5 protein-coding genes are annotated in these 6,333 nt (G+C 74.2%); 1 reads left to right on the top strand and 4 read right to left on the bottom strand.

The annotated features are described in order from the left end of the window. Positions 1 to 63: 63 nt before the first annotated feature. The 3 genes from ACFV0G_RS09370 to ACFV0G_RS09360 form a co-directional block, all read right to left on the bottom strand. The gene (locus ACFV0G_RS09370) at positions 64 to 456 is read right to left on the bottom strand and encodes a hypothetical protein (protein ID WP_380544222.1); all 393 of its coding nucleotides are present in this window, start codon (positions 454 to 456) and stop codon (positions 64 to 66) included. A 337-nt stretch (positions 457 to 793) separates the two neighbouring features. After that, positions 794 to 1,498 (bottom strand): ribonuclease HII, encoded by a 705-nt coding sequence (locus tag ACFV0G_RS09365; protein ID WP_380544220.1) that lies wholly within the window; start codon positions 1,496 to 1,498, stop codon positions 794 to 796. A 226-nt stretch (positions 1,499 to 1,724) separates the two neighbouring features. Continuing rightward, a complete protein-coding gene (locus ACFV0G_RS09360) occupies positions 1,725 to 2,336 on the bottom strand; it encodes a TetR/AcrR family transcriptional regulator (protein ID WP_380544217.1) in 612 nt (203 codons plus the stop codon). A 321-nt stretch (positions 2,337 to 2,657) separates the two neighbouring features. Between ACFV0G_RS09360 and ACFV0G_RS09355 the strand changes: the two genes are divergently transcribed. After that, positions 2,658 to 4,199: an MFS transporter gene (locus ACFV0G_RS09355; protein ID WP_380544226.1), complete on the top strand. Its 1,542-nt coding sequence runs from the start codon at positions 2,658 to 2,660 to the stop codon at positions 4,197 to 4,199. Between the two features lie 147 nt (positions 4,200 to 4,346). Here the strand turns inward: ACFV0G_RS09355 and ACFV0G_RS09350 are convergent, their stop codons facing one another. Beyond that, positions 4,347 to 5,891 (bottom strand): DUF4153 domain-containing protein, encoded by a 1,545-nt coding sequence (locus ACFV0G_RS09350; RefSeq protein ID WP_380544214.1) that lies wholly within the window; start codon positions 5,889 to 5,891, stop codon positions 4,347 to 4,349. Positions 5,892 to 6,333 lie beyond the last annotated feature (442 nt).

Raw genomic sequence — 6,333 nt, 5'->3', positions numbered from 1 at the left:
GGGGGGGCGCGCCCCCCCCCCCCCCGCGCGCCCGCGCCCCCCCCGGGGTGGAGCAGTGGACCGTCAGGCCGGAACGGGTCGATCCGCAGTCGGGAAGAGCGGGCTCACGGCGTCGTTGCCGCCGCAGACCACGAGCAGCGCACCGGCCATACCGGCCGCCTTCGAGGCGGCCTGCCGAGCGCGGTTCGCACCTCCCGCGTTGACCACCAGCACCACGACCTCGCGCTGCAGCGGACGGGTGGTGGCGGCGTCGGCGTAGAAGACGTCGTCGCCCTCGGTCAGCTGAGCCCAGTAGCGCTCCTCACCGAACGACAGCTCGTGCTGCTGCCACGGGTGCGAGTCGCCCACGGTCAGGACCAGGATGTCGCCGGGCCGGCGACCGGACTCCAGCAGGCGGTCGACCGTCTCGTCCGCGCACTCGACGGCATCCTGCGAGGAGGACGGCACGAGCTGCACGGCAGGTTCGGCACGGCGGGGCGCCGGGCCCGGCCGGGGCACCGAGGCGACAGGTCTCGGCGGCGCGGGTCGCGGCCCCGGACGGGGCGGCGCCGGTCGCGGGCCCGGCACGACACCGGACGCTGCGGGGTTGGCGGAAGGCGTACGGGGGGCGGGTGCGTCCGACTTGTGGGGGAAGGGAACGCCGGGGCCCGGGATACTCTCGTGAATCTCCGGCTCCTCGGGGAAGACAGGCATACCCGGATATCTATCAAATGCCGGTCGGATGCGCACGGGCGCCCCACCTGTTGAGCACCCCGCGACCCCCGCCACACACCGCCCAAACACCGACGGACCGTCAGAAACCGAGCGTCAATTGCTCGTCCGCAACGGTCAATTGACCGTCCGGGACCTCCACGGAACGGGTTCGCTTCAGGTGTCGCCACCGGGGCAGGGCGTCGAGGTAGGCCCAGGAGAGCCGGTGCTCCCCGGTCGGGCCGAACTCCTCCAGGGCCGCCCGGTGCACCGGCGACGGGTAGCCCGCGTTGTCCTCGAAGCCGTAGGCGGGGTGCTCGGCCCCCAGGTCGGCCATCATCCGATCGCGCTGCACCTTGGCGAGCACCGAGGCCGCCGAGACGCAGACACAGGACTGGTCGCCCTTGATCACCGTCCGGACCTGCCAGGGGCCGCCCAGGTAGTCGTGCTTGCCGTCGAGGATGACGGCGTCCGGCCGGACCGGCAGCGCCGCCAGTGCACGCTGCGCGGCCAGCCGGAGCGCAGCGGTCATGCCCAGTTCGTCGCACTCCTGCGGCGAGGCGTGACCGAGCGCGTACGCGGTGACCCAGTCGGCCAACTGCGGGGCCAGCGCCTCACGGCGCTTCACGGTCAGCAGCTTGGAGTCGGTGAGGCCCTCCGGCGGCCGGCGCAGCCCGGTCACGGCGGCCCCGACCGTCACCGGCCCCGCCCACGCGCCGCGTCCGACCTCGTCGAGGCCGGCCACCACGGCGGCGCCGGCCCGGCGGAGCGAGCGTTCGACGGAGTGCGTCGGGGGGTCGTAGGGCATCGCTCAGGTCCATTCGTGTCGCTCCGGCACCCACCAGCCTACGACCCGCCGCGAACCGCCAGGACCGCCGAGCACCGCCCCGGGCACCCGGACCGCCCCCGACCGCACCGACCGGACCAACCGCACCGACCGCACTGCCCGGACCGACCGTGCCACCCTCACGGCCCGGACCGACCGCACCGCCCGCACCGCCCCTCGGGCGCAGCGCCCAGGGCGCCCCGCCGCGCTACGCGCGGACCATCGGCACGAGCACCTCGTCGACGAGGTCCAGGCAGAAGGCCATGTCCAGCGGGCCCTCGCAGACCTTGGCGTGGTACAGCAGCATCGCCGGGGCCACGTCGGCCACGATCGGGACGGCGGCCCCGCGGCGGACGTCGCCGCGCCGCTCTCCGCGGCCGAGGATCCGCAGCATGGCGGCGTTCGCCGGCTGGATGACCTGCCGGAGGAGGAAGTCCCGGAAGGCCTCGGCCTGCTCCTGGTCGAGTTCGGCCATCAGGACGCGGATCGCGGTGCCGGCCCGCGAGTTCATCAACTCGCCGAACCCGGCCATGAGCTGGAGCATCTCGGCCCGCACCGACCCCAGGTCGGGAATGTCAGTGACGGATGGCAGGGTGGCCCCGAGGGCACCGACCACCAGGTCGGCCTTGGACGACCAGCGCCGGTACAGGGCGGCCTTGCCGGTCTGCGCCGCACCGGCGACGCCCTCCATGGTCAGGCGGGCGAAGCCGCCGGAGGTGAGGAGGTCGAGGGTGGCATCGAAGATCGCGGCCTCCAGCGCCGCACCCCGGCGCCGAGGCGCCCCGGCGCCGGCACCTCCGGCGGCGCCGCCACCGGACACGGCACCCCCGGACGCGGACCGCCCGGACGCGGACCGCCCGGACGCAGCCCCCGGCACCGCCCCGGTCGCCGCCGCGGCCGAGCGCGAGCGGCCCTCCGGCGCCTGGCGCCGCACCATCTGATCCATCGCCACCAACCTAGAGAACGCTTGCGTTCACTATCAGTTTCCCGCTATGGTCCCCATGATAGTGAACGCATCCGTTCCTTGACAGTACGCGGGGACCGGCACCGGCCGCACCGTACCGCACGAGTACGCACGTCAGAGGCCTCGCCGACGCACCACCTCGGAGCTCAGGGACCAGCAGGGGGCACACCAGTGGCAATCTCCGACACGCTCAGCAAGTCCGGTCCACCGCAGGCCGGCACCGGCCGGCGCAAGGGCATCACGCTCACCGTGATCGCCGCGACCCAGCTCATGGTCGTCCTCGACGCGACCATCGTGAACATCGCGCTCCCCCACATCAAGGGCGCGCTCGGCTTCTCCGACACCACCCTCTCGTGGGTCGTCAACGCGTACACGCTCGCCTTCGGCGGCCTGCTGCTCCTGGGCGGCCGGGCCGGCGACATCCTGGGCCGGCGCCGGGTGTTCATCGTGGGCACGGTCCTCTTCGGGTTCGCCTCGCTGCTCGGCGGCCTCGCCCAGGACTCCACCATGCTGCTCGCGGCGCGCGCCCTCCAGGGCATCGGCGGCGCGATCTGCTCACCGACCGCCTTCGCACTGATCGCCACCAACTTCGACGAGGGGCCCGACCGCAACCGGGCCTTCGGCGTCTTCTCGGCGGTGGCCGGCTCGGGCGCCGCGATCGGCCTGCTGGCCGGCGGCCTGCTCACCGAGTACCTGGACTGGCGCTGGGTGTTCTTCGTCAACGTGCCGATCGCGGCGGCCATCGCGCTCGCCGCGCCGCGCTTCATCAGCGAGTCGGAGCGCCGGCCGGGCCGGTTCGACGTGCTCGGTGCGGCGACCTCGACACTCGGCCTGGTCGCCCTGGTCTACGGCTTCATCCGGGCCGCCTCCGACGGCTGGAGCGACCCCCTCACGCTGGCCTCGTTCGCGGCGGGCGTCCTGCTCCTGGTGGGCTTCGTGGTCGTCGAGCGCCGCACGGCGGAGCCGATCACCCCGCTGCACCTGTTCCGGGAGCGCAACCGCACCGGCGGCATGGTGATGATGCTCTGCCTCACCGCCGCAATGTTCGGGATCTTCTTCTACATCACGATCTTCGTCCAGACGGTGATCGGCTACAGCCCGCTGAAGGCCGGCGTGGCCTTCCTGCCGATCAGCGCCGCCATCATCGTCGCCGCGCAGATCGCCTCCTCCCTCCAGGCCCGGCTCGGCCCGAAGGTCTTCATGGCGAGCGGCGCCGCCCTGGTCGTCGTCGGCCTCGGCTGGCTCACCCAGCTCAAGGCCGACAGCGGCTACGCCGACGGCATCCTCGGCCCGACCGTGGTGTTCGGCTTCGGGATGGGCCTCATCTTCGTGCCGGTGATGCTGATCGCGGTGGCCGGCGTTCCGGGCCACGAGACCGGCGCGGCCTCCGGCCTGCTGAACTCGATGCAGCAGATCGGCGGCGCCGTCGGCCTGTCCGTCCTCACCACGGTGTTCCTCTCCGCGGCCAAGGACCGGACGCTCGAGCTGGTGCCGGGCTTCCTGAAGACGGCGACCCCGGCCCAGGCCCAGCAGTTCCAGGCCACCCACGAGTTCCCCGTCGGCTCCTCGCAGTACAGCGACACGCTGGCGCACGGCATCGGCCAGGCGTTCATCGTCGGCACCTGCCTCGCCGCCCTGTCGCTGATCGTCGCGGTCGTCGTGGTGAAGGCCAAGGCGAGCGACCTGCCCGCCGAGGCCCCCGCAGGCATGGCGATCTGACCCTCCCGCGGACGACGGCGGCGCGCCCACCCGGGCCCGCCGCCGTCACCGCACCCGCATCCGCGCCCGGGCCGCGGCGCCCGCCCCGCCGAAGCCCCGCCCCGCCGAAGCCCCGCCCCGCCGAAGCCCTGTCCCGCCGATGCCCCGTCAGCGCCCGTACTCGTCGACGGAGCCGTAGCGGGAGTCACCCACATAGACGCCCACCCGCAGGCAGGCCGCGTCCGCGAGCGGCGACACCGGCCGGGCGGCGAGGATCCGCCGGGCGTCGTCCTCGGCGAGGCTGGTCGCGTACCAGGGCAGCCGCTCGGAGCCGAGGTCGGAGGCGATCTGCTGGAGCGCGCAGGTGCGGCGGTCCTCGGGCAGCCGGTCGAGGGCCGGGACGGCGTCGGCGGAGAGCGTCCGCAGATAGGCGATGTCGATCTTCCCGGACTGCTCGTACCGCTGGACGTTCTGCTCGGCGATCAGCGCGTCCGGGTTGACGAGCCCGAACACCGCGGCGGCCGTCACGGCACTGAGCACCACCGCCCGCGGCAGCCAGCGCGCCGAGGCCGAGACCAGGGCGGCGACGGCCAGCACCACCACGACGCCGAGCCAGATCTCCACGGCGGCCACCGAGATCCGCAGCCGGGTGAGCCCGAAGACGTCGACGTAGCGGTGCATCCGGTACAGCGCCGAGGCGACCACGACCAGGGTGAGGGTGCCCAGCAGGCCGAGCAGGGCCTTGACCATCAGCCGGTCGGCGGGGGTGCTGCGGGGCGCCCAGCGCTTGGCCAGCGCGACCACCACCAGTACCAGCAGGGTGACCACCAGCAGCTGCCAGAAGCCCTGCCGGGCATACTCGGCGGGGATCACGCCGGGCTTGCGCATGACCGCCTCGTAGCCACCGGCGAAGACCACCGCCTGAACGGCGGCGAACACGCCGAACAGCAGGTTGAGGGCGACCAGCGGCACCGCCCACTCGACCCTGCCGCGCTCCCGCCCGGGCTGGACCGGGTACCGGTCGAAGCGGCGCGGAGCCGCGGCGGTGTGCGCCGCGCCGACCGCGACGACCAGGCCCACAGCGAACAGCAGGACCTGCATCGGCAGGTCGGCGGTGTCGACGCTGGGCATCAGATTGCCGAGCAGCTCGGCCACCGCGGCGTCGGCACTGGCGAACAGCGCACCGAAGACCACCAGCAGCACCACCGAGACGCCCACCGCCTTGAGGACCGGCACCAGCCGGTCCCGGCCCGGGTGGCGGCGGGTCCGCACGGCGACCAGCGCCCAGGCGAGGCCGGGGATCAGGTGCGGCCACAGGCCGACGGAGCCGAGCAGCACGCCGGGCCAGCGGCGGCCGCCGTGCAGGGCGAGCGAACCGGCCCCGGCGGCGACGAGCAGCGCCGGCACCACCGCCCAGGACGCCTCGGTGAGCGCCGGGACGAGCAGCAGGACGAGCGCGGCGAGCGCCCAGACGACCGTCCAGGGACGGATCCGCCGGCCGGCGGCCACCGCGGCGAGCCCGGCCGCGGCCGTACCGAAGGCCGCCCAGATCAGCACGTTGACGCCGAGGCCGTCGGTGAGCAGCGCCGCCGCCACCAGGCCGGAGAGCACCCCGGCTGCCACCACCCGCAGCCGCGGGAGGGCCGGCGAGGACGCCGGCGCCGTCAGACGCAGCCAGAGCGGCGGGGGCGGCGGCTGCGGGGGCCGGTACACGTAGCCGCCGTATCCGGGCGGTGTCGCGGGCCCCGGGACACTCCCCGTCCGCGCCGACGATCCGGCAGCAGCCGCTCCGGGAGGCGTCGTACCGGGAACAGGGCCGGGAACAGTGCCAGAAGCAGGGTCGGCAGCCGGGCCGGGTGCGGGTGCCGGAGCGGGAGCGGAAGCGGGGCCGGGCACAGTGCCCTGCTCCGGCTTCGGGCCGTGCGGTGGTGTCGACATGAGTCCCCCTCAACTGTCGCGGGCAGCACGGCGCCCTGGGCGGGGCCGCGCGGCGGTGATCGCGACTCTAGGGGTCGGAGGACAATTCTGAACAGGTTCAAAAGTGCCGCGGGGGGGGGGGGGGGGGGGGGTGTGTGGAGAACTACCCCCCCCGCGGGCGGGCCGCCGGCTCTACCGCTAGGCGAGGGTCGCTGGAGAGCTCTAACGGCCACCCCGC

The sequence above is a fragment of the Kitasatospora sp. NPDC059571 genome, from assembly GCF_042735675.1.
In the GTDB taxonomy this organism is placed as follows: domain Bacteria; phylum Actinomycetota; class Actinomycetes; order Streptomycetales; family Streptomycetaceae; genus Kitasatospora.
Note: the sequence above shows the minus strand (reverse complement) of the source record. Positions and strands in the feature narration are given on the sequence as shown.